At 71.2% G+C, this 25,383-nt stretch carries 28 protein-coding genes; 21 read left to right on the forward strand and 7 right to left on the reverse strand.

What is annotated here, in order from left to right:
- Positions 1-165 precede the first annotated feature (165 nt).
- The 6 genes from IE269_RS19805 to IE269_RS19830 all read left to right on the forward strand — a co-directional run bounded on the left by IE269_RS19805 (position 166) and on the right by IE269_RS19830 (position 7,534).
- Entirely contained in the window at positions 166-891 is a 726-nt protein-coding gene (locus tag IE269_RS19805) for a methyltransferase domain-containing protein (RefSeq protein ID WP_189824378.1), read from the forward strand.
- 133 nt (positions 892-1,024) lie between these two features.
- Positions 1,025-2,173, forward strand: a complete 1,149-nt coding sequence (locus IE269_RS19810) for an RNA-guided endonuclease InsQ/TnpB family protein (RefSeq protein ID WP_189824687.1) — start codon at positions 1,025-1,027, stop codon at positions 2,171-2,173.
- A 184-nt stretch (positions 2,174-2,357) separates the two neighbouring features.
- Positions 2,358-3,191 carry a M55 family metallopeptidase gene (locus tag IE269_RS19815; protein ID WP_189824379.1) on the forward strand — a complete coding sequence of 278 codons (834 nt, stop codon included), beginning with the start codon at positions 2,358-2,360 and terminating at the stop codon, positions 3,189-3,191.
- Positions 3,184-4,518, forward strand: a complete 1,335-nt coding sequence (locus IE269_RS19820; RefSeq protein ID WP_189824380.1) for a M20/M25/M40 family metallo-hydrolase — start codon at positions 3,184-3,186, stop codon at positions 4,516-4,518. Before IE269_RS19815 ends, IE269_RS19820 begins: the two co-directional genes overlap by 8 nt.
- Positions 4,519-4,586: 68 nt before the next feature.
- A complete protein-coding gene (locus IE269_RS19825; RefSeq protein WP_189824381.1) occupies positions 4,587-6,572 on the forward strand; it encodes a prolyl oligopeptidase family serine peptidase in 1,986 nt (661 codons plus the stop codon).
- Positions 6,569-7,534: a S66 peptidase family protein gene (locus IE269_RS19830; protein WP_189824382.1), complete on the forward strand. Its 966-nt coding sequence runs from the start codon at positions 6,569-6,571 to the stop codon at positions 7,532-7,534. Before IE269_RS19825 ends, IE269_RS19830 begins: the two co-directional genes overlap by 4 nt.
- Positions 7,535-7,541: 7 nt before the next feature.
- Here the strand turns inward: IE269_RS19830 and IE269_RS19835 are convergent, their stop codons facing one another.
- The gene (locus IE269_RS19835; protein ID WP_189824383.1) at positions 7,542-8,072 is read right to left on the reverse strand and encodes a DinB family protein; all 531 of its coding nucleotides are present in this window, start codon (positions 8,070-8,072) and stop codon (positions 7,542-7,544) included.
- A 128-nt stretch (positions 8,073-8,200) separates the two neighbouring features.
- On the opposite strand from IE269_RS19835, the gene IE269_RS19840 reads away from it, so the two are divergent.
- Genes IE269_RS19840 through IE269_RS19850 form a run of 3 tightly spaced genes read left to right on the forward strand, consistent with a single transcriptional unit; the run spans position 8,201 to position 9,597 of the window.
- Positions 8,201-8,554, forward strand: coding sequence for a hypothetical protein (locus IE269_RS19840; protein ID WP_229898013.1), 354 nt, complete (start codon positions 8,201-8,203; stop codon positions 8,552-8,554).
- Positions 8,555-8,579: 25 nt separating this feature from the next.
- Entirely contained in the window at positions 8,580-9,194 is a 615-nt protein-coding gene (locus tag IE269_RS19845) for a GNAT family N-acetyltransferase (RefSeq protein WP_189824384.1), read from the forward strand.
- Entirely contained in the window at positions 9,181-9,597 is a 417-nt protein-coding gene (locus tag IE269_RS19850) for a RidA family protein (protein ID WP_189824385.1), read from the forward strand. Before IE269_RS19845 ends, IE269_RS19850 begins: the two co-directional genes overlap by 14 nt.
- Here IE269_RS19850 and IE269_RS19855 read toward each other — a convergent pair.
- Positions 9,575-9,913, reverse strand: coding sequence for a DUF6204 family protein (locus tag IE269_RS19855; protein ID WP_189824386.1), 339 nt, complete (start codon positions 9,911-9,913; stop codon positions 9,575-9,577). The two genes, IE269_RS19850 and IE269_RS19855, sit on opposite strands and share 23 nt — an antisense overlap.
- Before the next feature lie 227 nt (positions 9,914-10,140).
- Between IE269_RS19855 and IE269_RS19860 the strand changes: the two genes are divergently transcribed.
- On the forward strand, positions 10,141-12,102 hold the full coding sequence (locus tag IE269_RS19860) for a DUF5107 domain-containing protein (RefSeq protein WP_189824387.1): 1,962 nt from the start codon (positions 10,141-10,143) through the stop codon (positions 12,100-12,102).
- A 12-nt stretch (positions 12,103-12,114) separates the two neighbouring features.
- Here the strand turns inward: IE269_RS19860 and IE269_RS19865 are convergent, their stop codons facing one another.
- Positions 12,115-12,477, reverse strand: a complete 363-nt coding sequence (locus tag IE269_RS19865; protein WP_189824388.1) for a VOC family protein — start codon at positions 12,475-12,477, stop codon at positions 12,115-12,117.
- 93 nt (positions 12,478-12,570) lie between these two features.
- Between IE269_RS19865 and IE269_RS19870 the strand changes: the two genes are divergently transcribed.
- Positions 12,571-13,041 (forward strand): GNAT family N-acetyltransferase, encoded by a 471-nt coding sequence (locus IE269_RS19870; protein WP_189824389.1) that lies wholly within the window; start codon positions 12,571-12,573, stop codon positions 13,039-13,041.
- 28 nt (positions 13,042-13,069) lie between these two features.
- Here the strand turns inward: IE269_RS19870 and IE269_RS19875 are convergent, their stop codons facing one another.
- The 3 genes from IE269_RS19875 to IE269_RS19885 all read right to left on the reverse strand — a co-directional run bounded on the left by IE269_RS19875 (position 13,070) and on the right by IE269_RS19885 (position 16,234).
- Positions 13,070-13,882, reverse strand: a complete 813-nt coding sequence (locus tag IE269_RS19875; RefSeq protein WP_189824390.1) for a methyltransferase domain-containing protein — start codon at positions 13,880-13,882, stop codon at positions 13,070-13,072.
- A gap of 158 nt (positions 13,883-14,040) precedes the next feature.
- The gene (locus IE269_RS19880) at positions 14,041-15,138 is read right to left on the reverse strand and encodes an enolase C-terminal domain-like protein (RefSeq protein WP_189824391.1); all 1,098 of its coding nucleotides are present in this window, start codon (positions 15,136-15,138) and stop codon (positions 14,041-14,043) included.
- Between the two features lie 136 nt (positions 15,139-15,274).
- Positions 15,275-16,234, reverse strand: coding sequence for a TIGR03557 family F420-dependent LLM class oxidoreductase (locus IE269_RS19885; protein ID WP_189824392.1), 960 nt, complete (start codon positions 16,232-16,234; stop codon positions 15,275-15,277).
- Between the two features lie 286 nt (positions 16,235-16,520).
- Here IE269_RS19885 and IE269_RS19890 point away from each other — a divergent pair, with 286 nt between their 5' ends.
- Positions 16,521-18,401, forward strand: coding sequence for a transketolase (locus tag IE269_RS19890; protein WP_189824393.1), 1,881 nt, complete (start codon positions 16,521-16,523; stop codon positions 18,399-18,401).
- A gap of 158 nt (positions 18,402-18,559) precedes the next feature.
- Here the strand turns inward: IE269_RS19890 and IE269_RS19895 are convergent, their stop codons facing one another.
- Positions 18,560-20,014 (reverse strand): MFS transporter, encoded by a 1,455-nt coding sequence (locus IE269_RS19895; protein ID WP_189824394.1) that lies wholly within the window; start codon positions 20,012-20,014, stop codon positions 18,560-18,562.
- A 93-nt stretch (positions 20,015-20,107) separates the two neighbouring features.
- On the opposite strand from IE269_RS19895, the gene IE269_RS19900 reads away from it, so the two are divergent.
- Genes IE269_RS19900 through IE269_RS19940 form a run of 9 tightly spaced genes read left to right on the forward strand, consistent with a single transcriptional unit; the run spans position 20,108 to position 25,267 of the window.
- Complete coding sequence (locus tag IE269_RS19900) at positions 20,108-20,488, forward strand: gas vesicle protein GvpO (RefSeq protein ID WP_189824395.1); 381 nt, start codon at positions 20,108-20,110, stop codon at positions 20,486-20,488.
- 42 nt (positions 20,489-20,530) lie between these two features.
- The gene (locus IE269_RS19905) at positions 20,531-20,950 is read left to right on the forward strand and encodes a gas vesicle structural protein GvpA (protein ID WP_189824396.1); all 420 of its coding nucleotides are present in this window, start codon (positions 20,531-20,533) and stop codon (positions 20,948-20,950) included.
- Positions 20,947-21,663 carry a GvpL/GvpF family gas vesicle protein gene (locus IE269_RS19910; RefSeq protein ID WP_189824397.1) on the forward strand — a complete coding sequence of 239 codons (717 nt, stop codon included), beginning with the start codon at positions 20,947-20,949 and terminating at the stop codon, positions 21,661-21,663. Before IE269_RS19905 ends, IE269_RS19910 begins: the two co-directional genes overlap by 4 nt.
- Before the next feature lie 4 nt (positions 21,664-21,667).
- The gene (locus tag IE269_RS19915) at positions 21,668-21,913 is read left to right on the forward strand and encodes a gas vesicle protein GvpG (protein ID WP_189824398.1); all 246 of its coding nucleotides are present in this window, start codon (positions 21,668-21,670) and stop codon (positions 21,911-21,913) included.
- Positions 21,910-22,569: a DNA primase gene (locus tag IE269_RS19920; RefSeq protein WP_189824399.1), complete on the forward strand. Its 660-nt coding sequence runs from the start codon at positions 21,910-21,912 to the stop codon at positions 22,567-22,569. Before IE269_RS19915 ends, IE269_RS19920 begins: the two co-directional genes overlap by 4 nt.
- Complete coding sequence (locus tag IE269_RS19925) at positions 22,562-23,806, forward strand: SRPBCC family protein (protein WP_189824400.1); 1,245 nt, start codon at positions 22,562-22,564, stop codon at positions 23,804-23,806. Before IE269_RS19920 ends, IE269_RS19925 begins: the two co-directional genes overlap by 8 nt.
- Positions 23,803-24,153: a gas vesicle protein gene (locus tag IE269_RS19930; RefSeq protein WP_189824401.1), complete on the forward strand. Its 351-nt coding sequence runs from the start codon at positions 23,803-23,805 to the stop codon at positions 24,151-24,153. The genes IE269_RS19925 and IE269_RS19930 overlap by 4 nt, the downstream gene beginning before the upstream one ends.
- Entirely contained in the window at positions 24,150-25,055 is a 906-nt protein-coding gene (locus tag IE269_RS19935; RefSeq protein WP_229898011.1) for a GvpL/GvpF family gas vesicle protein, read from the forward strand. The genes IE269_RS19930 and IE269_RS19935 overlap by 4 nt, the downstream gene beginning before the upstream one ends.
- Positions 25,052-25,267, forward strand: a complete 216-nt coding sequence (locus IE269_RS19940) for a gas vesicle protein (RefSeq protein ID WP_438817592.1) — start codon at positions 25,052-25,054, stop codon at positions 25,265-25,267. The genes IE269_RS19935 and IE269_RS19940 overlap by 4 nt, the downstream gene beginning before the upstream one ends.
- Positions 25,268-25,383: the final 116 nt, after the last annotated feature.

The following is a 25,383-nucleotide window of genomic DNA, read 5'->3' on the forward strand; positions in this document are numbered from 1 at the left end:
CGTTTTGTCAACCCCAGCGTGCACGGCGCATGCGCGGCGTGCACGGCCGTCGTCGCAGCTCGAACGGCCGACAAAGGTGTATGTCGACACCTTGTCGTGCGCCTCGGGGAGGGGGACGGTGGAAGCGATCTTCACAGTTGGCCACCGCACCCCCGGGAGCTGATCATGAGCGTGACGAGCCGGTACAAGGACGCCTGGGAAGGATTCTGGCAGGACGTCCCGGACCGGGCCGGAGCCGTCCTGTGGGACGCCGAGCCCGCCCTCACCGCCGGCATCCACCTCGCCCTCTTCGAACCGCACATGACCGACCCCGCCCTCCCCGTCGTCGACCTCGGCTGCGGCAACGGCACCCAGACCCTCTTCCTCGCCGACCGCTTCGCGCACGTCGCCGGAGTGGACCTGGCCCGCGCCGCCATCGCCCGCGCCCGGCGCGGCGACCCCGAGGGCCAGGTGGCGTTCACCGTCGCCGACGCCACCGAGCCCCAGGCCGTGCACCGCCTGCACGGCGAACTCGGCGACTCCCAGGTGTACCTGCGCAGCGTCCTGCACCAGGCCGAACCCCTCGACCGGGCGCCGCTCGCCGAAGCGGTCGCCGTCCTGCTCGGCGCGCGCGGCCGGGCCTTCGTCGTCGAACCCGACGAGAGCGCGGGCCGCATCCTGCGCCAACTGGCCCAGAGCCCCGACGGCCCGCCGCCCAAGCTCCGTCCCGTCTTCGCGCACGGCATCGCCCCGGGCGCGATGCCGGACGGGCAGGTGCCCGAACTCTTCCGGGCGGCCGGGCTGGACGTACTGGCGAGCGGCGAACTCCCGCTGACGACCACCGAGTACCGCCCCGACGGCACCCGCATCGAACTGCCCTCGCAGTGGCTCGTGGTGGGGCGGGCGGGCTGAGGGCCGGGGCCGCGCTGTTGGAAAGTCGTGCTGTACCTGTATCTACCAGGCATGAACTCGAACGGGTGACCTGGCCCGAGACGGCTGCGGGCGAGGGCGCGGCTGGCTACGTTCGGTTTCCGTGAAGCTCGTGGTGCAGGTCAAGCTGATGCCGGATGCCGTACAGGCGTCGGCGTTCGAACGCACCCTGCCATCCCTCAATGAGGCCGCCAATTGGGTGTCCGCCGTCTCGTTCGAAGCCTTCGCCCTGAGGGGCGGGGTGCGGGAGTTACGCAAGCAGTGTTATGGCTCGCTGCGCGAGCGAGGGCTGGGGGCGCAAGCCGCCCAGCACCTCATCAAGCGTGTGGCCGACGCCTACACCACCCTGCGGGCGAACATCCAGGCCGGGAACCTCGGACCAGTCACTTCAAAGTCCCGCAGAAAGGCGGAGTCCAAGCCTGTCGTCTTTCGTCGTCACTCCGCGCACACCTTCGACGACCGGTGTCTGTCGTGGAACTACGACGCACAGACGGTGAGCATTTGGACACTGGACGGCCGGGTCCGCAACGTGCGGTTCGCCTGTTCGCCGGATGCGCTCAAGCAGCTTGTCGCGTACCGGCGCGGAGAGTCAGATCTGGTGTTCCGGGACGGGAAGTGGTTCCTGTACGCCACGATCGACCTGCCTGACCGGGAGGACTTTGAGCCGGTGGACTGGGTCGGGGTGGACCGGGGGATCGTGAACCTGGTCACTACCTCGGACGGCACCAACTACCAGGGTCGTCGGGTGGGCCGTTACCGGCGTTGGCAGGCCCGTAAGCGGGCCGAGCTCCAGGCCAAGCGCACCCGGTCCGCGAAGCAGCGGCTGAAGAAGCGGGCGAAGAAGGAAGCCCGCCACGCCACTCACCTCAATCACAAGATCAGCAAGACAGTCGTTGCGGTCGCCCAACGCACCAGACGCGGTGTTGCCCTGGAGGAACTCCGGGGTATCCGCCATCGGGTTACGGTTCCCCGCGACCAGCGCGCACGGCTGTCCTCCTGGCCCTTCCACCAGCTCGGGGCGTTTATCGCCTACAAGTGCCGGCGCAACGGGGTGCCGTTCGTCGAGGTGGACCCGGCCTACACCTCGCAGCGCTGCCCGCGCTGCGGGCACACCGAGCGTGCCAACCGGCAAACTCGGGACCACTTTCACTGTCGTCGGTGTGGCCTCGCTGGGTCCTCCGATCACGTCGCCGGGGTCAACGTGCGCAACCGCGCCCGCTCGGCGTGGGCCTTCGTCAGCATGCCCGGTCCCGCCCCGGCCTAGCCGGGGCGGGTAGATGTGCCCCGTGACCGCCCTGTCGTAGGGGGGCAGTCGGGAGCATAAACAACAGCCGCATCGGAACAAGCCGCCAGGCTCGTTCGTTCGCGGCTGAGTGGTTGACTAACGTCGTCGGTGTATCTGTGCAGTGGTGACGGCAGCGGTACGCAAGTGAAGGGTGGGACCGGCAGTGAAGATCCTCATCAGCGCCGACATGGAGGGCGCCACCGGCGTCACCTGGCCCGCCGACGTGCTGCCGGGCACCCCGCAGTGGGAACGCTGCCGGTCGATGTTCACCTCCGACGTGAACGCCGCCGTCCTCGGCTTCTTCGACGGCGGCGCGGACGAGGTCCTCATCAACGAGGCCCACTGGACCATGCGCAACCTCCTGCTCGAACGGCTCGACGAGCGCGCCCAGATGCTGACCGGCCGCCACAAGTCGCTCAGCATGGTCGAGGGCGTCCAGCACGACGACGTCGACGGCATCGCCTTCGTCGGCTACCACACCGGCGCGGGCGCCGACGGCGTCCTCGCGCACACCTACCTCGCCAACTCCATCACCGGCGTCTGGCTCAACGGGAAGCGCGCGAGCGAGGGGCTGCTCAACGCGCACGTCGTCGCGGAGTACGGAGTCCCGGTCGTCCTGGTCACCGGCGACGACCTGACCTGCAAGGACGCCGACGGGTACGCCCCGGACGCGCACAAGGTCGCGGTCAAGGACCACGTCTCCCGGTACGCCGCCGTCTGCCGCACCCCCACCCGCACGGCCGCCGACATCCGGGCCGCCGCGAAGACGGCCGCCGTGCTGGCCGTACGTCATGAGCCGACCCGGGGCGGCCCGTTCACCGTGGAGCTGGAGTTCGACGCCGCCCATCTGTCGGACGCCGCGACCGTCGTTCCCGGAGTGGCCCGATCCGGTGAACGGCGTGTCGCCTACACCAGTCCGACGATGTATGAGGGCATTCGTACCTTCAAGGCGGTCACGACGATCGTCTCGGCCGCTGTGGAGGAGCAGTATGGGTGACCCCGACATCGTGGATCAGGTGGCGCTGGACGAGGTGGTGTCCTTCACCTCCGACCTCATCCGCATCGACACCACCAACCGGGGGAGCGGCGACTGCCGCGAGCGCCCCGCCGCCGAGTACGTCGCCGAGCGCCTCGCCGCCACCGGCCTGGACGTGCACCTCCTGGAGCGCACCGAGGGCCGCACCAACGTCGTCGCCCGCATCCCCGGAACCGACCCGTCCGCCGACGCGCTCCTGGTCCACGGCCACCTCGACGTCGTCCCCGCCGAGCCCGCCGACTGGTCCGTGCACCCCTTCTCCGGCGAGGTGCGGGACGGGGTGGTCTGGGGGCGCGGCGCGGTCGACATGAAGAACATGGACGCGATGGTGCTGTCCGTCGTACGGGCCTGGGCGCGCGCGGGAGTGCGTCCGCGCCGGGACATCGTCATCGCGTACACCGCCGACGAGGAGGCCAGCGCGATCGACGGCGCGGACTTCCTGGTCGAGCAGCACGCCGGCCTCTTCGAGGGCTGCACCGAGGGCATCAGCGAGTCCGGCGCGTACACCTTCCACGCCGGGCCCGGCAAGCAGATCTACCCCATCGCCGCAGGTGAGCGCGGCACCGCCTGGCTCAAGCTGACGGGTCACGGCACGGCGGGCCACGGCTCCAAGGTCAACGGGCAGAACGCGGTCAGCCGGGTCGCCGCCGCCGTCGCCCGGATCGGCGAGCACGAGTGGCCGGTCCGGCTGACCCCGACCGTACGGGCCTGTCTGCGCGAGCTGGCCGCCCTGCACGACCTGGACGTACCCGACCCGGACGATCCGGCGTACGACGTGGACGCCGTCCTGAACAAGCTGGGCCCCGCCGCAGCCCTCGCGGAAGCAACCGTGCGCAACAGCACGAATCCGACCATGCTGGACGCCGGGTACAAGGTCAACGTCATTCCGGGCAGCGCCACCGCGTACATCGACGGAAGGTTTCTGCCCGGCGGCGAGGACGAGTTCCGCACCACCCTGGACGCCCTCACCGGGGAGCACGTCGACTGGGAGTTCCACCACCGCTCGGTCGCGATCGAGGCACCGGTCGACTCGGCGACGTACCGTCAACTCCGCGCTGCGGTACGGAAGTTCGCCCCCGAGGGGCAGGTCGTGCCGTTCTGCATGTCCGGCGGCACGGACGCCAAGCAGTTCTCCCGGCTCGGCATCACCGGTTACGGCTTCTCGCCGCTGAGGCTTCCCGAGGGCTTCGACTACGGGGCACTCTTCCACGGGGTCGACGAACGCGTACCGGTCGAAGCACTGCACTTCGGGGTGCGCGTCCTGGACCATTACCTGCGGCACGCGTGAACCGCGCGCGCCGCGAATCCGTACACATCCGTACAGAAGCACAGATCGCAGCAGGGGGAGTTGGCAGCATGGTGCCCACCGGGCCTTACGGAAGCTGGCCGTCGCCGATCGACGCCACGGTCGCGGCGTCGCACGGCGGGGCACCGCAGTTCGTCGGCGTGGTCGGCGACGAGGTGTGGTGGACCGCGCCCCGCCCCGAGGAGGGCGGCCGGCAGGCCCTGGTGCGGCTGCGCCCCGACGGCGCGGAGGACGTGGTGCTGCCCGCGCCGTGGAACGTGCGCAGCCGGGTCGTCGAGTACGGCGGCCAGCCGTGGACCGGCACCGCGCGGGAGGCCGACGGGCCGCTCGTCGTCTTCGTCAACTTCTCCGACCAGCGGCTTTACGCGTACGAGCCGGACGCCCCCGGCGGCCCTCGGCCGCGCCCGCTGACCCCCGTGTCGTCCGTCGGCGGCGGGCTGCGCTGGGCGGACCCGGTGCTGCGCGGCGGCGAGGTGTGGTGCGTGCTGGAGGAGTTCACCGGGGAGGCGCCGACCGACGTGCGCCGGGTGATCGCCGCCGTGCCGCTCGACGGATCGGCCGCCGAGGACCGCGCGGCGGTGCGGGAGCTGAGCGACGGGCGGCACCGCTTCGTCACCGGGCCCCGGATCTCGCCGGACGGCACGCAGGTCGCGTACATCGGCTGGGACCATCCCCGGATGCCGTGGGACGGAACCGAGGTGCTGGTCGCGGAAATTCCGTACGGGGCAAGGGAGTTCACCGACACCCGCTGCCTGGCGGGTGGCCCCGAGGAGTCCGTCTGCCAGGTCGAGTGGGACCGGGACGGGACGCTGCTGTTCTCCTCCGACCGGGGCGGCTGGTGGGAGCTGTACCGGCTGCGGCGGGACGGGCACCGCATCAGTGGGGCGCTCTGCCTGGGCCGCGAGGAGGAGTTCGGCGGGCCGCTGTGGCAGGTCGGGCAGCGCTGGTTCCACCCCCTGGACACCGGGCTGATCGCCGTCGTGCACGGCCGGGGCGCCACCGCGCTCGGCATACTCGACCCCGAGACCGGCGAACTCGTCGACGCGGCCGGACCCTGGACCACCTGGGCCGCCACCCTCGCCGTCCAGGGCGACAGGATCATCGGCGTCGCCGCCAGCCCCCGCAGCGGCTACGAGGTGGTCGAGCTGTGCACCGCCACCGGCCGGGCCCGCGTCATCGGCTCCCCGCACGACGACCCGGTCGACCCCGCCTACTACCCCGAACCCCTGATCCGCACCTTCACCGGCCCCGAGGGCCGCGACATCCACGCGCACATCTACCCGCCGCACCACCCCGGCCGCATCGCGCCCGCCGAGGAGCTGCCGCCGTACGTCGTCTGGGCGCACGGCGGACCCACCGGCCACGCCCCGCTCGTACTCGACCTGGAGATCGCCTACTTCACCTCGCGCGGCATCGGCGTGGCCGAGGTCAACTACGGCGGCTCCACCGGGTACGGGCGCGAGTACCGCAACCGGCTGCGCGGCCAGTGGGGCGTCGTCGACGTCGAGGACTGCGCGGCCGTCGCCCTCGCGCTCGCCGACGAGGGCACCGCCGACCGGGACCGGCTCGCCGTCCGGGGCGGCAGCGCGGGCGGCTTCACCACCGCCGCCTCGCTCGCCGACACCGACATCTACGCCTGCGGCACCATCAAGTACCCCGTCCTCGACCTGGTCTCCTGGGCCGACGACGAGACCCACGACCTGGAGTCGCACTACCTGGAGTCCCTGGTCGGGCCACTCGCCACCTGCCAGGAGGTCTACGCGGAACGTTCCCCGCACGCCGACCGGATCACCGTCCCCTCCCTGCTTCTCCAGGGCCTCGACGACCCGGTCTGCCCGCCCGTGCAGGCCGAGCGCTTCCTCGGGCAGATGGCGGGACGCGGAGTTCCGCACGCGTACCTCGCCTTCGCGGGGGAGGGGCACGGCTTCCGGAAGGCGGAGACGATACGGCGTGTGCTGGAGGCCGAACTCTCCCTGTACGTCCAGGTGTTCGGGATCGATCGGGACGACGTGCCGCGACTGGAGTTCAAGAAGTGACCCTCTCCGCCCCCGGGCTCGGTGAACTGTCCCGGCCCGCCCGCCTGCGCCCCGGCGCACGCATCGCGATCGTCTCCCCGAGCGGGCCCGTGCCCGCCGAACGGCTGGACGCGGGGCTCGACATCCTGCGCGGGTGGGACCTCGAACCCGTCGTGATGCCCCATGTCCTCCACCGGCACGGGGAGTTCGGCTACCTCGCGGGCGACGACGCCGACCGGGCCCGCGACCTCACCGACGCCTGGTGCGACCCGTCGATCGCCGCCGTGATGTGCGCACGCGGCGGGTACGGGGTCCAGCGCATGGTCGACCTCGTGGACTGGGCGGCGATGCGCGCGGCCACCGCCGCGTACGGCCGGCCCAAACCCTTCGTCGGGTACAGCGACATCACCGCCCTGCACGAGGCGTTCGCCGTCCGCATGGGCGTGGCCACCCTGCACGGGCCGATGACCGCCACCGTCACCTTCCTCAAGGACGCGCCCACCCAGGAGTGCCTGCGCGCCACCCTCTTCGAGCCCGAATCCGTCCGCACCCTCGGCCTGCCCACCGCCCGCACCCTGGTGCCGGGCCGGGCGCACGGCATCACCCTCGGCGGCTGCGTCTCCCTGCTCGCCGCCGACCTCGGCACCCCGCACGCCCGGCCCTCCGCGCGCGGGGGGCTGCTGGCGATCGAGGACGTCGCGGAGGAGGCGTACCGGCTGGACCGCATCCTCACCCAACTCCTGCGCTCCGGCTGGCTGGACGGGGTCGCCGGGATCGCTCTCGGCTCCTGGGCGGAGTGCGGACCGTACGCGAGCGAGATCCGTCCGGTGCTGCTCGACCGGCTGGGCGGGCTCGGAGTGCCGGTCGTGGAAGAGCTGGGGTTCGGGCACTCGCAGAGCGCGCTCACCGTGCCGTTCGGGGTGCCCGCCGTGCTGGACGCCGACGCGGGGACGCTCACGCTGGACGCCCCCGCGCTGGTGTGACAGACCGTCAGGAGGCGTCGGTGTCCTCCCAGTTGATCTGGTAGTCGCCGGTCGCGCCGTCGATCAGCTCGCGGACGATGTCCATGTGACCGGTGTGCCGGACGGTGTCCTCCAGCATGTGCACCAGCACCCAGCGCAGCGACACCGTCGTGCCGTCCCACGAGGTGCCCGTGTGGTCCAGGTCCAGGTCGTGGATCACCCGGTCGGCGGCCTTCCGGGCCCGCCCGTACAGTTCCACGATCTGCGCGGCCGTCTCGTCGGGGCCGACGGTCAGGTCGTCCTCGGGGGCGAACCACAGCTTCTCGGTCTCGTAGCCGAAGGTCTCGCAGAACCAGCCGTACTCGATCGCCGCCAGGTGCTTCACCAGACCCAGCAGGCTGGTGCCGGAGGGAGTCAGCGGGCGGCGCAACTGCACGTCGTCCAGGCCCTCCAGCTTCCACAGGGCGATGTCGCGGTGCTGGTCGAGGGAGGCGAGCAGGGTCGACTTCTCGTCGCCGGTGAAGGGGACGCGTTCGATGCGCTTCGGGGTCTCGGTCATGGCGGGACCGTAACAGTGCCCGTCACCCGTACGGCTGACTGGACTGCCCGTCGGCGTCCGGGATCTGCTCATGCTGGGGGTGAGAGGGGCGGGAGTCCCCCCTTCCCCCAGTGACGCAGGAGGTACAAGTGGTACGGAAGCGTGCGGCGATGGCGGCGGCCGGTGCGGTACTGACCCTGACGACGATCTCGACGGGGGCCGCGACGGCGGCTCCCGTGACGACCGCCCCCGTGGCGGCGGTCGCGGCCGACGAGCCGGACCCGCTGCCCAACTTCGTCGGCCGGAACCTGTTCCGCGTCTACAGCACCGTCAGCGCCGAGACCCGCCTGAAGATCCGCGATCTCAGCGGCGAGCAGCGCAAGGTGCTGTGGCCGCCGAACTGGAAGGTCTGCACCCAGTCGCCCAAGGCGGGCACCAAGCTGCGCGGCGGCACCCTGGAGCTGGGCGTGGTCAAGACCGACGAGAAGTGCCCCAAGCGCTGATCCGGCCACGTCGTAACCTGGCCGGATGTCCGAACCAGTCAGCAAGCTCGCACCCCTCCTCGCCGAGGGCCCGCGCGTGGGCATCCGGCCGTTCCGCCGCAGCGACGCGGAGGAGTTCACCGCGCGGGTCCGCGAGAGCCGCGAACTGCACTGGCCGTGGAGCACCCCGCCGGAGACCGTCGAGGCGTTCCGCGGCTACGCGGCCACCCTGATCGAGAGCCCCAACCGGGCCGGTTTCCTGGTCTGCACCCGGGACGACGGCAGGATCGCCGGATTCGTCAACATCAACAACATCGTCGAGGGCGCCTTCCAGTGCGGCGCCCTCGGCTACGGCGCGTTCGCCCACGCCGCCGGGCGCGGCCTGATGGCCGAGGGCCTGGACCTCGTGATGCGGCACGCCTTCGGACGCCTCGGCCTGCACCGCCTGGAGGCCAACATCCAGCCCGGCAACGAGGCCTCGCTCGCCCTGGTGCGCCGGGCGGGCTTCCGATACGAGGGCTACTCGCCGGACTTCCTCTTCATCGCCGGCGCCTGGCGCGACCACGAGCGGTGGGCGATCACCGCCCCCGAGTACCGCCCCCAAAACCCTTTGCGGGCACGGGAGTCGGCCCCGCAGCATGATCCGCATGACCACGCGTGAGCACATCACCCGGCTGAACCCCGACACCCTGCACCAGACCCCCGGCTACCACCACATCACCGTGGTCGAGGCGGGCCGCACGGCCCACCTCGCCGGGCAGTGCCCGCTCGACCCGGCGGGCGACTTGGTCGGCCCCGGTGACGTGCTGGCCCAGACCGACCAGGTGGTGGCCAACGCGCTGGCCGCGCTCGCCGCCGTCGACGCCGGTCCCGAACACGTCGTACGCACCGTGATCTACGTCGTCAGCGACGACCGCGAGAAGCTGGGCGCGGTCTGGCAGCGCCTCAACGCCTCACCGCTGGCCCCGGCCTTCAGCACCGCGAGCACCCTGCTGGGCGTCACGCAGCTCGGCTTCGCCGGGCAGCTGGTCGAGCTGGACGTCACCGCCGCGCTTTCCGGTTGACCTTCATGGTGTCCATGTCGGTGACGGTCGAGCGCAGTTCGGCATGGGCGTGCCCCAGGGCCTTCAGATACGACGCGGCGCGGTCCTCGGCGATCGCCCCCGCCATCTCCGGGCCGTCCTCGGCGTCCGACTCCACGACGTACCGCATCGAGAAGTGCTTCAGCGGCACGTCGTAGGTGAGCGAGCCCTCGGCGGAGAACTGCATCGAGGTGAGCCCGTGCGCGTCCTTCTCGGCGAGCAGCCGGGTGCGGCTCTCCTCGGTCAGCCCGTCCCAGGTGCCCCGCACGATGACCCGGTACGTGTGCTGCGTGCCCATGTGTCGTCAGTCCCTCTGCTGTGCCCGTCCGCCCCGGTGGCGGACGTCGGCGAACAGCCAGGCTACGGCGACCGGCCACTTTCCGCCTTTGCTTAATCCTGACCGCCGGAACCCCTGGTCAGGCCGGTGCCCAGCGTGTTCCGATGGGCGGCGGAAGAGGGGTGCGCGCACCCGTGCACCCGTCCCCGGGTGTCAGTGATCGAGACCAGTGATCGAGTGAGGTTCCTGTGGCCACGAGCGTGCGACGCGCCGTTACGACCCTGCCCGCGGCCCCGCTGGGCCCGGAGAACCCGCTGCCCGGGCTGCGCACCCTCGACCAGGTGCACGAACTCGACGACCGCGCCAAGGACGGCCTGCCGCGCGACATGAAGCGGCAGATCGGCAACGCACCGCTGCGCACCACCCTGCCCGTGCGCACCCTCGACGGGTACGGCCGCGAGCGCACCGAGACCGAGGTCGAATCCATAGTCATCGAGAACGACCGGCTGCGGGCGACCGTCCTGCCCGGCCTCGGCGGCCGGATCCACTCCCTCCACCACAAGCCCACCGGCCGCGAACTCGTCTACCGCAACCCCGTCCTCCAGCCCGCCGACTTCGCCCTCAACGGTGCCTGGTACTCCGGCGGCATCGAGTGGAACATCGGCGCCACCGGTCACACCACCCTCACCTGCGCCCCCCTGCACGCGGCGATCGTGCCCGCCCCCGACGGCGGCGAGATGGTCCGCCTCTGGGAGTGGGAACGTCTGCGCGACCTGCCCTTCCAGGTCGACCTGTGGCTGCCCGCCGACTCCGACTTCCTGTACGTCGGCGTGCGCGTCCGCAATCCGCACGAGCGCCCCGTGCCCGCCTACTGGTGGTCCAACATCGCCGTCCCCGAGGACGAGCACACCCGCGTCCTCGCCCCCGCCGACGAAGCCTGGTACTTCGGGTACGAGAGGAACCTCGCCCGCGTCCCCGTCCCGCACTTCGACGGCGCGGACCGCACCCGCCCCACCCGCAGCGAGGACCCCGCCGACTACTTCTACGAGGTCCCGGAGGAGTCCCGGAAGTGGATCGCCTCCCTCGACGGGGCCGGGCAGGGCCTCGCCCAGACCTCCACCGACCGGCTGCGCGGCCGCAAGCTGTTCGTCTGGGGCACCGGGGCGGGCGGACGCCGCTGGCAGGAGTGGCTCACCGAGCCCGGCACCGGAGGCTACGCCGAGATCCAGGCCGGCCTGGCCCGAACCCAACTGGAACACGTCCCCCTCGACCCCGGCGCCGACTTCAGCTGGCTGGAGGCGTACGGACCCCTGTCCGCCGACCCCGCCCTGGTCCACGGCGAGGACTGGACCGCCGCCCGCTCGGAGGCAGCCCGCGCCCTCGAAGCAGCCCTGCCCCGCGCCTCCGTGGACGCCGCGTACACCGCCTGGCTCGCCCACGCCGACCACGAGGTCGGCGAGATCCTGCACACCGGCTCGGGCTGGGGTGCGCTGGAGGTGCTGCGCGGCGGCCACAAGCTGCCCGGCACGCCCTTCCCGGAGTCCACGATCGGTGAACAGCAGCGCCCCTGGCTGGAGTTGCTGCGCTCCGGCGTCTTCCCCGCTCCGCGCAAGGTGGTCCCGCCCGGCCCGTCCCTGGTCGCCCAGCACTGGCGCGACATGCTGGAGACCGCCCCCGCCGAACCCCTCACCGAGTACCACCTCGGCGTCGCCCAGTGGCACGCGGGCGATCTCGCCCAGGCGGTACGGAGCTGGGAGCGCGGCCTGCAACTGGCCCCGTCCCGCTGGCCGTTGCTGCGTAACCTCGCCCTCGCCGACTGCGAGGCCGGCCACGGCGAACGCGCCGCCGACCTCTACGCGGAGGCCTTCGCCGACCTCTGCGAGGAGCGCCGCGACGGCGAGCACTGGACGGCGGCCACCGCTGCCCTCGGCCGGGAGGCCATCGACGCCCTGCTCGCCGAGGGCCGCACCGCCGAGGCGCGGACCGTGTGGGAGGGCCTGCGCCCGGCCACCCGTACCACCGGCCGCTTCCGTCTGATCGAGGCCCGGCTGCTGGTCGCGGAGGGCGACAAGGAGGCGGCCCGGGCGGTGTACGACGCGGGCTTCGAGGTCGCCGACCTGCGCGAGGGGTCGACCGAGGTCAGCGACGTCTGGGCGACGATCACCGACGAGCCGGTGCCTGCGGCGTACGACTTCAGGCGGCTGACCTGAGACCTGTGCCGGTCAGGGGGTCGGGTTGCGGTCGACGTACTCGAAGACCGAGCCGTCCGGGTGCAGGGCGATCAGGCTGCGGCCCGCAGGGGTCGGCACCGGGCCCGCGACGATCTGCGCGCCGGCGGCGGTCAGGGTGACGTGGGCCTCGGTGACGTCCTTGACCGCGACCGTCGCCGTCAGCTTGCGCAGCAGGTCGATCTCCTCGGGCGGACCGCTCATCACCAGGAAGCAGCCCACCGCGGCGACGGACACGCCGCCTCGGTCGAAGCGCTGCGCGGTGGCGCCGGTGATGCGCTCGTAGAAGGCGGCAGTGGTGGTCAGGGCGTCGGCGGTGTCCACGTAGATGCGCAGTGTGGTTCCCAGGATTTCCATGCAGGCGAGGGTAGTTGGGCGGCGTGGCGGGTGTGATCCGTTCCGGCGGGAAATCGTTTGCGGGGGCCGAGGCGTTGGTGCGAGCGTCCTGGGATGGTGACGATACGTCCGTACGAGGACCGGGACTGGGCGGCGATCGCCCGCATCCACGACGCGGCACGGCTCGACGAGCTGCGGGAGAGCGTAGGGGTCGAGGCGTTCCGCACGCTGGACGACACCTACGAGGGCGAGGGGCTGTTCGACGGGGCGGTCTGGGTGGGGGAGAGCGACACGGGGGACGTCGTCGGCTTCGCGGCGCTCGCCGAGGCCGAACTGACCTGGCTGTACGTCGACCCCGGGTGGTACCGGCGGGGCGTGGGGCGGCAGTTGCTGCGGCACGCGCTGGCGGCGGACGTCTCGCCGTGCGTCGAGTGCACGGTGCTGGAGGGGAACGCGGGGGCCCTGGCGCTGTACGTCGACGAGGGTTTCGTGCTCCGCGAGACGAAGAGCGGGCGGCTCGCGGGGAGCGAGGAGTTCGCGGCGACGGGGCACGTCCTGGAGTGGCGGCGGCCGGCCGTGGCGTGAGTACGGCCGCCGCTCGAGGACGCCCCGGTCAGACGCGGCAGAGAATCTCGCCGTGCGGGACCATGAACCAGGCGTCCTCCCGGGTGCCCCACTCGCGCCAGGCCGCCGAGATCTCCTTGAGCTGTTCCTCGGTGGCGTGGCCGCTCTCGGTCGCGCGGACGGCGTAGGAGGAGGCGACGGTGCGGTCGGCCCACAGGCCGGTCCACCAGGACAGCTCGTCCTCGGTGGCGTAGCACCAGGTCGCGGCGGAGGAGGTCACGTCGGTGAAGCCCGCGCCGAGGGCCCAGGAGCGCAGCCGGCGGCCGGCGTCGGGTTCGCCGCCGTTGGCGCGGGCCACCTGGCGGTACAGGCTCAACCAGCCGTCCAGGACGGGGTGTTCGGGGTACCAGGTCATCGCCTGGTAGTCGCTGTCGCGGGCCGCGACGATGCCGCCGGGCCGGCAGACGCGGCGCATCTCGCGCAGGGCGGTCACCGGGTCGCCCACGTGCTGGAGCACCTGGTGGGCGTGGACCACGTCGAAGGAGTCGTCGGGGAAGTCCAGGGCGTGGACGTCGGCGGGGGCGAAGTCGGTGTTCGTCAGGCCGCGTTCGGCGGCGGTGGCGCGGGCCTGGTCCAGGATCGCGGAGGCGGCGTCGACACCGGTGACGTGCCCTTCGGGGCCGACCAGGGCGGCCAGGTCGGCGGTGATCGTGCCGGGACCGCAGCCCACGTCCAGGACGCACAGGCCCGGGTGCAGGTGGGGGATCAGGTAGGCGGCGGAGTTGGCCGCGGTGCGCCAGGTGTGGGAGCGCAGCACGGACTCGTGGTGGCCGTGGGTGTAGACGGCGGTCTCTTTCGGCATGACGGGGCCCTTCCTCCGTGGGTTCCTCGGTGGTGGTCACACCGTACGCCGGAGTGTTGGCATGTGAGATGCGCGTCTTGGGATGTGGACAAGAGGCTTGCGGGCGTTGGGCGTTGAGGGTGAGGCAGCGCCCCTGCGCCACCCGAGCCCCGTGCCGGTCACAGCACCCGGTACGCCTCCGCCTCCTCGTGGCGCAAGGCCATCCCGTGGCCCGGGGCCGGCCCCGGTTCGAGCGTGCCTCCCGTGGGGTCCAAGGCGCCGGAGAAGAGCATCGACTCCACCCGGACATGGTCGTGGAACCACTCCACGTGCCGCAGATTGGGAACGGCCGCCGCCGCATGCGCATGGGCGTGCGGTGCCCCCCGCGTCGAGACCTCCAGCCCGTGGGCCTGGGCCAGGGCCGCCGCACGGAGGAAGACCGTCAGACCCCCGCACCGCGTCGCGTCCAGCGTCAGGCAGTCCACCGCCTCCGCACGGATCATGTGGGCGAAGTGCGCCAGGTCGCCCACCGGGCCCGCCGTCACGTCGCAGACCACCGAGTCCCGGACCAGGCGCAGACCGGTCAGGTCGTCCGCCGGGACGGGCGCCTCGAACCACCCCACGCCGTGTTCCGCCAGCGGGCCCCCGACCCGTACCGCCTGCTTGCGCGTGTAGGCCCCGCTCGCATCGACGTACAACTCCGCCTGGGAGCCGATCACTTCACGCGCGAGGCGGACCCGGTCCAGGTCGCGGACGACCGCCCGGCCCCAGGCCTCGCCGATGCGGATCTTGACGCGGTCGATGCCCTGCCCGTGCACCCACCCGCCGAGCTGCGAGGCCAGATGGGTGTCGTGGTACGTCGTGAAGCCGCCGCTGCCGTAGACGGGGACCGTCCGGCGGGTGGCCCCCAGGAGACGGGTCAGGGGGAGGGCGAGGAGGCGGGACTTCAGGTCCCAGAGGGCGATGTCGACCGCGGAGATCGCGGACGAGGCCAGGCCGGGGCGGCCGTGGTCGCGGGTGGCCGCGCACATCGCCGCGTGTGCGGCCGGGGTGTCGAAGACGTCCAGGCCCAGGAGGTGCGGGGTGAGCTCCCGGGCGAGGTAGGCGCCGGCCGCCGGTGGTGCGTACGTCCAGCCCGTGCCGTACGTCGTCCCGTCGGCCCGCGCCTCGACCACCACCACCGGCGTGCGGTCCCAGCTCAGCGTGCCGTCCGCCTCCGGGCCGTCGGTGGGGACGAGGTAGCAGGCGACGTCGAGTTGTTCGAGCGGGTGGTTCATCGGGGGCACCGCCCGTCAGGCGTTGCGGCGGCGCAGGACGACCGAGCGGATCCGGGCCAGCAGGTACGAGAGCCGGGTGCGGAGCGTCGGGCGCCAGGCGGGGGACGGCTGGTGGGCGACCTGGGTCAGTCTCATCTCAGGGCTCCTGAACCTGGGGGAGGACCTTGGTGCGGTAGAAGTCGAAGAAGCCGCGCTGGTCCGGACCGATCTGGTGGACGTAGACCCGGTCGAACCCGGCGGAGGAGTAGGCGCGGAGACGGCCCACATGGGCTTCCACGTCGTCGCCGCAGACCACGTTCGCGGCGACCGTGTCGGGGGTGACGAGAGTGGAGATCTGCTCGAAGTGGCGTGGTGTGGGCAGGACTTGGCCCATTTCGCCGGGGAGCTGCTCGGTGGCCCAGAGGCGGTGGGCGGTGCGGACGGCCTCGTCGCGGTCCTGGCCGTAACAGACCTTGAAGCCGCCGCTCACCGGCTTCGCCCCGCCGCCGCCCTTGCGGAACCGCGTCACCGCGCCCTCGTCGGGCTTCATGGTGATCAGGCCGTCGCCGGTGCGGGAGGCGAGCGACATCGCCTTCGGGCCGAAGGCGGAGACGTCGATCGGGACGGGCTCGTCCGGGACCGTGTAGAGGCGGGCGTTCTCCAGGCGGTAGTGCTTGCCCTCGTGGCTGACCTCGTTGCCGTCGAAGAGGTTGCGGATGAGGGGGATCGCCTCCTCGAGCATCTCCAAGCGGACGCGGGCGCTCGGCCACGGGCCGCCCATGATGTGCTCGTTGAGGGCCTCGCCCGACCCCACCCCGAGCCGGAACCGGCCCTCCAGCTGCACGGCCGCCGTCGCCGCCGCGTGCGCCACCACCGCCGGGTGCATCCGTACGGTCGGACAGGTCACGGCGGTCTGCACCGGCAGCGACACCGCCTGCGACAGTGCGCCGATCACCGACCAGACGAAGGGGCTCTGGCCCTGCTCGTTGTTCCACGGGTGGAAGTGGTCGGAGATCCAGAGGGCCTCGAATCCTGCCTGCTCGGCCATCCGGGCCTGCTCCACCAGCTCGGCGGGACCGAACTCCTCGCAGCTGAGGAAGTAGCCGAATGCGGTCATGAGGGTGTGCCTCCCGGAGGTGGGCGTGCCGTCCGTGCGCGGGGAGCGGGTGCCGTACGCATGTGTGGAAGTCGTCGTATGCGTGTGCGGTACGTACGGTCCGCGCGCCCGCGAGCGGCGTTCGCTTGGCGGGTAACCCGGCAGGACGCCCGGAAACACACCGATCACGGAGTTTGGGCAAGCCGGGCAGGGGCACGCGGGACGGGTCCCGGGACCACGGCCCCTCCGCACCCGCGCGCCCCGCACATCCGGCGGAGCGGCGGGCCAGACCCGTACGAGGAGAAACATGCCCAGCGAAGGACTCCCCGGCAGCTCAGCACTCTCCGTCGATGAACTCACCGAACTCGGCCAGCAGTTGAGGGTCGACTCCGTGCGCGCCACGGACGCCGCCGGATCAGGGCACGCGACCTCGTCGATGTCCGCCGCCGACCTGGCCGCCGTGCTCCTCGCGCACCATCTGCGCTACGACTTCGACCGCCCCGACCACCCCGGCAACGACCACCTCATCCTCTCCAAGGGGCACGCTTCGCCCCTCCTCTACGCCCTTTACCGGGCGGCCGGCGCCGTCACCGACGAGGAACTCCTCACCTTCCGCAGCCAGGGCAGCCGCCTCGAAGGGCACCCCACGCCCCGGCTGCCGTGGGTGGACGTGGCGACCGGCTCGCTCGGGCAGGGACTGCCCGTCGGCGTCGGCATGGCGCTCTCCGGAAAGCGCCTGGACCGGATCCCCTACCGGGTGTGGGTGATCAGCGGCGACAGCGAGATGGCCGAGGGCTCGGTGTGGGAGGCGGTCGAGCACGCCGGGGCGGAGGGCCTCGACAACCTCACGCTGATAGTTGACGTGAACCGGCTCGGCCAGCGCGGCCCCACCCGGCACGGCCGCGACCTCGGCGCGTACGCCCGGCGGCTTAAGGCGTTCGGCTGGCACACCGTCGAGGTCGACGGCCACGACGTCGAGGCCGTCGACCGCGCGTACGCCGAGGCCCGCTCGACTCAGGACCGGCCCACCGCGATCCTCGCAAGCACCGTCAAGGGCAAGGGAGTTGAGGCCGTAGCCGATCAGGAGGGCCAGCACGGCAAGCCGCTGGCGGACGCGACGGCGGCCATCGCCGAGCTCGGCGGCGTACGCGCCCGGCACGTCGACGTGCACAAGCCGACCGCCGCCCGCACCCTGCACGCGGTGCCCAGCGGACACCTCGACCTGCCGACGTTCGACAAGGGCGGCGACCCGGTCGCCACCCGCGACGCGTACGGCCAGGCGCTCGCCGCGCTCGGCTCGGCGCGCGGCGACATCGTCGCCCTCGACGGCGAGGTCGGCGACTCGACCCGTACCGAATACTTCGCGAAGGACCACGCCGACCGGTACTTCGAGTGCTACATCGCCGAACAGCTCCTGGTCGCGGCGGGCGTCGGCATGCAGGCGCGCGGGCATGTCCCGTACGTCTCGACCTTCGCCGCCTTCCTCACCCGCGCCCACGACTTCCTGCGCATGGCCGCGATCAGCCGCGCCTCGCTGAACGTCGTCGGCTCCCACGCGGGCGTCGCCATCGGCGAGGACGGCCCGTCCCAGATGGGCCTCGAAGACCTCGCGATGATGCGGGCCATCCACGGCAGCACGGTCCTCTACCCCTCCGACGCCAACCAGACCGCCAAGCTGGTCGCCGCCATGGCCGACCTCGACGGCATCCGCTACCTGCGTACCGGACGCGGCAAGGACGCCGTGATCTACGGCCCCGACGAGGAGTTCGCGATCGGCGGCAGCAAGGTGCTGCGCCGCACGGACGACGACCGGCTGACGCTGGTCGCGGCGGGCACGACGGTGCACGAGGCACTGGCCGCCGCCGACCTGCTCGCCGCCGAGGGCATCGCCGTCCGCGTCGTCGACCTCTACTCCGTCAAGCCGGTCGACGCACAGACGCTGTGGACGGCGGGCGAGGAGACCGGCTGCCTGGTCACCGTCGAGGACCACCACCCCGAGGGCGGCCTCGGCGACGCGGTCGCGGAGGCGTACGCGGACGGCCGCCCGGTGCCGCGCCTGGTCCGGCTCGCGGTCTCCACCATGCCGGGCTCGGCGACTCCGGACGAGCAGTTGTACGGGGCGGGGATCGACGCGGAGTCGGTGGCGGCGGCGGTCCGGCTGCTGGTGGAGAAGGTGATGGTGCGGTGAGGGCACTTCAGCCCGTCCGGCGATGGAGGACGCGCGGGCGCAGCCCGTGCAGGGGGCAAGGGGCGTAGCCCCGTCTGGGACAGCAACCCGGGCCGGCGCAGCGGGCCACGGCCGGGAGGGGGCGCACGGTCCGACCCCGCCCCCTCCCGGCCCGAGGGCTAGCGGACCGCGCTCAAAGGCTGGGCGATGGATTCCAGCGACTTGCGTTCGGACTTCACGCCCAGGAAGGCCTCCACGATCCCCGCCCCCACCATCAACGCCGCCCCGATGCAGAACGCCAGCGTGGTGTCGGACGGCTTTCCGCTGCTCACCAGCCCGTTGAAGAGGATCGGTCCGGTGATGCCACCGAGCGCCGTGCCCACCGCGTAGAAGAACGAGATGCACATCGCCCGCGTCTCCAGCGGGAAGACCTCACTCACCGTCAGATACGCCGAACTCGCCCCCGCCGAGGCGAAGAAGAGGACGACGCACCAGCACACCGTCATCGTCGTCGCAGTCAGCACCCCGTTCTGGAAGAGCATCGCCGTACCGAACAACAGGACTCCGGAGAGGATGTACGTCCCCGCGATCATCGGCACCCGACCCACCGAGTCGAAGAAGTGCCCCAGGATCAGCGGCCCGAGCAGGTTCCCCACGCAGATCACCGCGAAGTAGTAGGCCGCCGAGCCCGTTCCCACCCCGAAGAACTTCTCCAGGATGACCGCGTACCCGAAGGTGATCGAGTTGTAGAGGAACGCCTGCCCGATGAAGAGCGACAGGCCCAGGATCGCCCGCTTGCGGTACTGCGAGAACACCGTCCGGATGATCTCCAGGAAGCCGATCGACCCGCGCTGGCGAACCGTGATCTCCTCCTCCGGCACCGGCAGCGCCGTGCCCGTCTCGTCGTGGACCTTCTGCTCGACCGCCGTGACGATCCGGTCGGCCTCCTCCTCCCGCCCGTGCACCATCAGCCACCGCGGGCTCTCCGGCACATGACGCCGTACAAGAAGGATCACGACACCCAGCACCACACCCAGCCCGAACGCGAGCCGCCAGCCCACGTTCTCGGGGAACAGGTCGGTGTTCAGCAGCAGTACGGACGCCAGCGCGCCCAGCGCCGCGCCCGCCCAGAACGTACCGTTGATGATGAGGTCGATGCGGCCGCGCAGCCGGCTCGGGATCAGTTCGTCGATCGCCGAGTTGATCGCCGCGTATTCACCGCCGATTCCGAGCCCGGTGACGAAACGGCACAGGAAGAAGAACCACGCCGAGCCGGAGAAGGCCGTTGCCGCCGTCGCGGCGAGATACACCGCCAGCGTGATCAGGAAGAGTTTCTTGCGGCCGAAGAGATCGGTGAGACGGCCGAAGACCAGTGCGCCCACACAGGCGCCCGCCACATAAAGCGCCGCCGCGGTCGTCGTCACCTGCGCGGTGGTGATCTTGATGCCGCTGCCCTCTTCGGCGAGCCGCACGACGATATTGCCGACGATGGTCACTTCCAGGCCATCGAGGATCCACACCGTGCCGAGGCCGATGATGATCCTCCAGTGCCAGGGGGACCACGGGAGGCGGTCCAGCCGCGCCGGAATGCGCGTGCGGACCTCCGGGAACTCTCCGCTGTCTGTTGTTGTCATGGCGCGACGGGTACCCCGCCGTGATTCGAACAACTCTCCCGCTCGGAGGGTTTGCGCCAGACGTGTGCGGTTACCCGGTCCACCGAGGCAGACATGGCAAATACATCTGAGAACACCACGAAGAAATCCCCGTCCAAGGCCGACGAAGAACAGAGCGAAGAGCAGAGCGAGCAGAGGGCCCAGAAGGACGAAAAGCCCGCTGCGCCGCGGCAGAAAAAGCCGGGACCGATGCAGGTCCTGCGTGCTGCGCGCGAGCAGATTTCGGAACTCACCGGCATGCCCGCCGAATCCGTGTCCTCCTTCGAGCAGATCGAGGGCGGCTGGGTGCTCCGCGTGGAGGTGCTCGAACTCGAGCGCGTCCCGGACACCATGAGCCTGCTCGCCTCGTACGAGGTCCAGTTGGACCCCGACGGCGAGCTCACCGGATATCGCCGCGTCGGCCGCTATGCGCGTGGCCAGGCCGACAAGAAGTAGCACCGGCCCCCGCGTACCCAACAGAGAAGGAGACCGGACGACATGTCCGTTGTTCCCGCACAGCAAGGTGGAGGCGGCGGCGGTACCAGTGGCCTCTACGACGTCCTGGAGCTCGTCCTCGACCGGGGGCTCGTCATTGACGCGTTCATCCGTGTGTCCCTGGTCGGCATCGAGATCCTGAAGATCGACATCCGTGTCGTGGTCGCCAGCGTGGACACCTATCTGCGCTTCGCCGAGGCCTGCAACCGCCTCGACCTGGAGACCGGCGCCAAGAAGCCCTCGGGGCTGACCGACATCACCGGCGACATGATGGAGAAGGGCGCGTCCGGCAAGACCAAGGGCGCCCTCTCCGGTGCCGCCGAGACGATATCCGGCGCTTTCCAGCAGGCACGCGAGGAGAGCGCCCAGTCCAAGCCGCGGGCCCGGCGCACCACGACGCGCCGCAAGGAGGAGCAGGAATGAGCACGTACGTCTACGGCATCACCCGGGCGTCGCATCCCGCGCTCCCCGAGCAGATGGGCGGCGTGGGCGATCCGCCGCAGCCCGTCTACGCGATCAAGACCGGTGAGCTGACCGCCCTGGTCAGCGAATCGCCGGAGAATCTGCGCCCCAAGCGCCGCGATCTGCTCGCCCACCAGAGCGTGCTGTCCGAGGCGGGCGCGCAGGGCGCGGTCCTGCCGATGCGGTTCGGCAGCGTCTCCACCGACGACGAGACCGTCAAGAACGTCCTCGCCGAGCGCGAGAAGCACTACCTGGAACGCCTCGACGCCCTGGAGGGCAAGGTCGAGTACAACGTGAAGGCCACCCATGACGAGGAGGCCGTGCTCCACCAGGTGCTCGCCACCGACTCCGAGCTGCGCACCCTCAACGAGGCCAACAGGGCTGCCGGGGGCGGCACTTACGAGCAGAAGCTCGCCCTCGGCGAGCGGGTCGTGGCCGCCGTGCAGCAGCGCGAGAAGGCCGACGGCCTGCTGGTCCGGCAGGCTCTCGAAGGCTCCGCCGCCGACACGAACCCCGGACCGGAGTCCACCGGCTGGCTGGCCAACGTGTCCTTCCTCGTCGAACGCGACAAGTCGGCCGACTTCGTCGAGGCCGTCGACGCCCTCCAGCGGGAGGCCCCGCACCTGGTGCTCCAGGTCAACGGCCCGCTGCCCCCGTACAGCTTCGTGGAGTAGCCCCATGGGGCTCCTGGGAGAGCTGCTTCTGCTGCCGTTCGCCCCCGTCCGCGGCACCGGCTGGGTGCTGCGGAAGGTGGTGGACGAGGCGGAGAAGCAGTACTACGACCCGGCGGCCATCCAGCGCGAACTCCGCGCCCTCGAGGAGCGCCTCGAGGCCGGGGAGATCGACGAGGCCGAATTCGACCGCCTGGAGGACGGACTCCTCGACAGGCTGGAACAGAAGCAGAAGGGGATGCAGCAACCATGAACAACAGGCTCGGACTGGGGCTCGCCGTGGGCGCGGGCTATCTGCTGGGGCGGACGAAGAAGCTCAAGTTCGCTTTCGCCGTCGGCACGTTCGTCGCGGGCAAGAAGCTGCAGCTGAGCCCGAAGGCGCTGATGGACTTCGCGTCCTCGCAGTTGCAGAACAACCCGCAGTTCAAGGAGATAGGCGACCAGCTCCGCGAGGACATGCGAGGTGTCGGCAAGGCCGCCACCGGCGCGATCATCAACCGTCAACTGAGCGGGCTCGCCGACAAGTTGCACGACCGCACCCTGAACGTCCAGGACCGGGCCGCCGGGATCGTACCCGACATCACCAGTCTGAAGGACGACAAGGGCGAGGAGGAGTACGACGAGGAGCCGGAGGCCGAGGAGAAGCGCGAGGAACCGCGCCGCCAGGCCCGTCCTCGTAAGCAGGCCGCTTCCTCGACCGCGAAGAAGGCGACCGGCGGCGCCCGTTCCACCGGCCAGGGCGCGGCCAAGAAGACCGCCTCGTCCGGTACGGCGAAGAAGGCGACCGGCGGCACGGCGAAGAAGGCCACCGGCGGCGCCCGCAAGACCGCCTCCGGTGCGAGTGGCACGGCGAAGAAGACGGCGGCCCGCAGGACGAGCGCCGCGAAGGGGGGCCAGAGCCGTGGCTGATCTCAAGGGCGCGGCCGGCGCGCTGAAGCCGGACCCCGACATCACCGACCGCCTCAAGCAGGAGGCACAGGCCTACCTGGCCGCGAAGGTCACGAGCATCCTGACCGGCGCGGGCCGCAAGCTGGGCGAGTCCACGGCTCGGCTCAACGACATTGCCGAGGGCAACAGCCCCGGCTTCGCCAAGCTGGCCCTGTCCGGCGGCAGGAAGCTCGCCGAGGGCAAGGGCCCGATGCGTACCGCCGTGGAACTCGGAGCCGGTCACGTGAAGGACAAGGCGAAGGACGCGTTCTCCGGCCTGTTCGGCGGCAAGGGCAAGCGCAAGAAGGGCGGCGGGGGCGGAAAGCCCATCGTCATCCTGGAGACCATCGACGTCGGTGTGCCGGTCCGGGTCGCGTACGACCAGTGGACCCGGTACGAGGACTTCTCGACCTTCGCCAAGGGCGTCAAGAGCGCCACCACCGCCGACGACACCACCTCCGACTGGAAGCTCAAGGTCTTCTGGTCCAACCGGAGCTGGAAGGCGCACACCACTCAGCAACTGCCGGACCACCGGCTCTCCTGGACCACCGAGGGCGCCAAGGGCACCACCAAGGGCGTCGTCACCTTCCACCCGCTGGGCGACAACCTCACCCGGGTGTGCCTGGTCATCGAGTACTACCCCAAGGGGCTGTTCGAGAAGACCGGCAACATCTGGCGCGCCCAGGGCCGCCGGGCCCGCCTGGACCTCAAGAACTACGCCCGGCACATCTCCATGAAGGGCGAGATCGACGACGGCTGGCGCGGCACCATCGAGGACGGCGAGGTCGTCAAGACCCACGAGGACGCCATCGCCGAGGAGGAAGAGGCCCGCGCCGAGGAGGAGGGCCACGAGGGCGAAGAGGGCCACGAGGGCGACGACGACCGCCCCGAGGGCGAGTACGACGAGGAGACCGAGGCCGAGGAGGGCGACGAGGAGCACGACCCCGAGGCCGAGTACGAGGAAGACCTCGACGAGGAAGAGGCCGAGGAGCACGACCCGGAGGCCGAGTACGACGAGGAGGGCGCCGAGGAGGACGGCGAGCCCGAGGCGGAGTACGAGGAGGAGGGCGACCCCGAGGCCGAGTACGAGGACGTCGAGGAGGAAGAGGACCCGGAGGCGGAGTACGAGGACGCCGAACTGGTCGAGGACGACGAGGAGGACGCCGACACGCGCAAGCAGCGTGAGTACGCCGACTCCGGAGACAAGGGTCACCGATGAGCACAGCCGCCAGAATGCCGGACCCGTACGGGTCCGGCGGCGGGGCGAACCTCGCCGACATCCTGGAACGCGTCCTGGACAAGGGCGTCGTCATCGCCGGCGACATCAAGATCAACCTTCTGGACATCGAGCTCCTGACGATCAAGCTCCGGCTGATCGTCGCCTCGGTCGACAAGGCCAAGGAGATGGGCATCGACTGGTGGGAGGACGATCCCTCGCTCTCCTCCGGGGCCAGGCGCCGAGAGATCGCCGAGGAGAACGAACGCCTGAAGCGTCGTATCGCCGATCTGGAAGCCGCCGCCCCGGAGCTTGAAAGGGCGAAGGACGGGCAAGCAGAACAGGCATGACAGACATGACAGGCGATCCGAACCTCCCGAACCGCACGAGCAGCACCGGACAGGGCGGCCCCGGACCAGGCCCCCTGGGCCCCGACGAGACGTTCCAGGACGTGTCGGGGCCCGCGGAACTGCGCTACGTCTACGCCGTGACCCGCCCCTTCGAGGGAGTCCTCCCCGAAGAGGGCGGGCGCGGCCTGGACGGCGAACCGCCCCGGCTCCTGCACCACGAGGGCCTGGTCGCCGTGGTCAGCCCCGTGCCCGCCGCCGACTTCGACGAGGCGCCCCTCAAGGCCCACCTCGAAGACCTCGACTGGCTGGCCGGCACCGCCCGCACCCACCAGGCCGTCGTCACCGCGCTGACCGCCGTCACGACACCGCTGCCGCTGCGCCTGGCGACGCTGTGCCGCGACGACGACGGGGTGCGCCGGCTCCTCGAAGACGGTCGGGCCCGATTCGTACGGGCGCTGGAGCGGCTGGACGGGCGGGTCGAGTGGGGCGTGAAGGTGTACGCCGAAGCCGCCCCCAAGAAGGCCGCCGCACCCGTCGCCCCGCCGTCCCCCGACAAGCCCGGCGCCGGGCGCAGCTACCTCCAGCAGCGGCTCGCCCAGAAGCGCAGCCGCGAGACGGAGTCCCGCAACGCCGACGCGCTCTGCCGCACGCTCCACACCGAGCTGTCCCAGAAGGCCGAGGCGGCCCAGCTGCACCGCCTCCAGGACGGCCGCATCTCCGGCCGCACCGGGCAGAACGTGCTCAACGCCGCCTACCTCGTACCGCGCGCCGACAGCGAGGCCTTCGTGGAGCAGGTGCAGGCGCTCTCCCCGGAGGAGGGCGGCGGCGTCACCGTCGAACTCACCGGGCCCTGGGCCCCGTACTCCTTCACCGGAATCGGTGACGAAGAAGGCACCGCATGACCCACTACACCGACGACCACGACATAGACGCCCTCGCCCAGCGCGAGATCGCCCTGGTCGACCTGCTCGACCGGCTGCTGGGCGGGGGAGTGGTGCTCTCCGGGGACCTGACCCTGCGGATCGCGGACGTCGATCTCGTACGCATCGACCTCAACGCCCTCATCAGCTCGGTCAGCGAGAACGTACCCTCGCCCTTCGAGGACCTGAACTGACATGGAGAGGAAGGGAGTTGGCGTGAACGACGACCGCCTCGACCGCATCACCGAGACCGTCGAGAGTCTCGTGACCGGCACACCCGGCACCACCACGAGCGCCGAGTTCGCCACCG

The organism is Streptomyces spiroverticillatus, assembly GCA_014650415.1.
Classification (GTDB): Bacteria; Actinomycetota; Actinomycetes; order Streptomycetales; family Streptomycetaceae; genus Streptomyces; species Streptomyces spiroverticillatus.

What these genes read in the sequence shown, in the direction of transcription:
- IE269_RS19885 (WP_189824392.1), bottom strand. Translation starts at nt 16,234, where the DNA reads ATGACCGCATTCGGCTACTTCCTCAGCTGCGAGGAGTTCGGTCCCGCC.
- IE269_RS19880 (WP_189824391.1), bottom strand. Translation starts at nt 15,138, where the DNA reads ATGAACCACCCGCTCGAACAACTCGACGTCGCCTGCTACCTCGTCCCC.
- IE269_RS19905 (WP_189824396.1), top strand. Translation starts at nt 20,531, where the DNA reads ATGTCCGTTGTTCCCGCACAGCAAGGTGGAGGCGGCGGCGGTACCAGT.
- IE269_RS19825 (WP_189824381.1), top strand. Translation starts at nt 4,587, where the DNA reads ATGGTGCCCACCGGGCCTTACGGAAGCTGGCCGTCGCCGATCGACGCC.
- IE269_RS19835 (WP_189824383.1), bottom strand. Translation starts at nt 8,072, where the DNA reads ATGACCGAGACCCCGAAGCGCATCGAACGCGTCCCCTTCACCGGCGAC.
- IE269_RS19875 (WP_189824390.1), bottom strand. Translation starts at nt 13,882, where the DNA reads ATGCCGAAAGAGACCGCCGTCTACACCCACGGCCACCACGAGTCCGTG.
- IE269_RS19895 (WP_189824394.1), bottom strand. Translation starts at nt 20,014, where the DNA reads ATGACAACAACAGACAGCGGAGAGTTCCCGGAGGTCCGCACGCGCATT.
- IE269_RS19930 (WP_189824401.1), top strand. Translation starts at nt 23,803, where the DNA reads ATGAGCACAGCCGCCAGAATGCCGGACCCGTACGGGTCCGGCGGCGGG.
- IE269_RS19845 (WP_189824384.1), top strand. Translation starts at nt 8,580, where the DNA reads ATGTCCGAACCAGTCAGCAAGCTCGCACCCCTCCTCGCCGAGGGCCCG.
- IE269_RS19910 (WP_189824397.1), top strand. Translation starts at nt 20,947, where the DNA reads ATGAGCACGTACGTCTACGGCATCACCCGGGCGTCGCATCCCGCGCTC.
- IE269_RS19915 (WP_189824398.1), top strand. Translation starts at nt 21,668, where the DNA reads ATGGGGCTCCTGGGAGAGCTGCTTCTGCTGCCGTTCGCCCCCGTCCGC.
- IE269_RS19855 (WP_189824386.1), bottom strand. Translation starts at nt 9,913, where the DNA reads ATGGGCACGCAGCACACGTACCGGGTCATCGTGCGGGGCACCTGGGAC.
- IE269_RS19865 (WP_189824388.1), bottom strand. Translation starts at nt 12,477, where the DNA reads ATGGAAATCCTGGGAACCACACTGCGCATCTACGTGGACACCGCCGAC.
- IE269_RS19900 (WP_189824395.1), top strand. Translation starts at nt 20,108, where the DNA reads ATGGCAAATACATCTGAGAACACCACGAAGAAATCCCCGTCCAAGGCC.
- IE269_RS19940 (WP_438817592.1), top strand. Translation starts at nt 25,052, where the DNA reads ATGACCCACTACACCGACGACCACGACATAGACGCCCTCGCCCAGCGC.
- IE269_RS19820 (WP_189824380.1), top strand. Translation starts at nt 3,184, where the DNA reads ATGGGTGACCCCGACATCGTGGATCAGGTGGCGCTGGACGAGGTGGTG.
- IE269_RS19805 (WP_189824378.1), top strand. Translation starts at nt 166, where the DNA reads ATGAGCGTGACGAGCCGGTACAAGGACGCCTGGGAAGGATTCTGGCAG.
- IE269_RS19870 (WP_189824389.1), top strand. Translation starts at nt 12,571, where the DNA reads ATGGTGACGATACGTCCGTACGAGGACCGGGACTGGGCGGCGATCGCC.
- IE269_RS19920 (WP_189824399.1), top strand. Translation starts at nt 21,910, where the DNA reads ATGAACAACAGGCTCGGACTGGGGCTCGCCGTGGGCGCGGGCTATCTG.
- IE269_RS19890 (WP_189824393.1), top strand. Translation starts at nt 16,521, where the DNA reads ATGCCCAGCGAAGGACTCCCCGGCAGCTCAGCACTCTCCGTCGATGAA.
- IE269_RS19935 (WP_229898011.1), top strand. Translation starts at nt 24,150, where the DNA reads ATGACAGACATGACAGGCGATCCGAACCTCCCGAACCGCACGAGCAGC.
- IE269_RS19850 (WP_189824385.1), top strand. Translation starts at nt 9,181, where the DNA reads ATGACCACGCGTGAGCACATCACCCGGCTGAACCCCGACACCCTGCAC.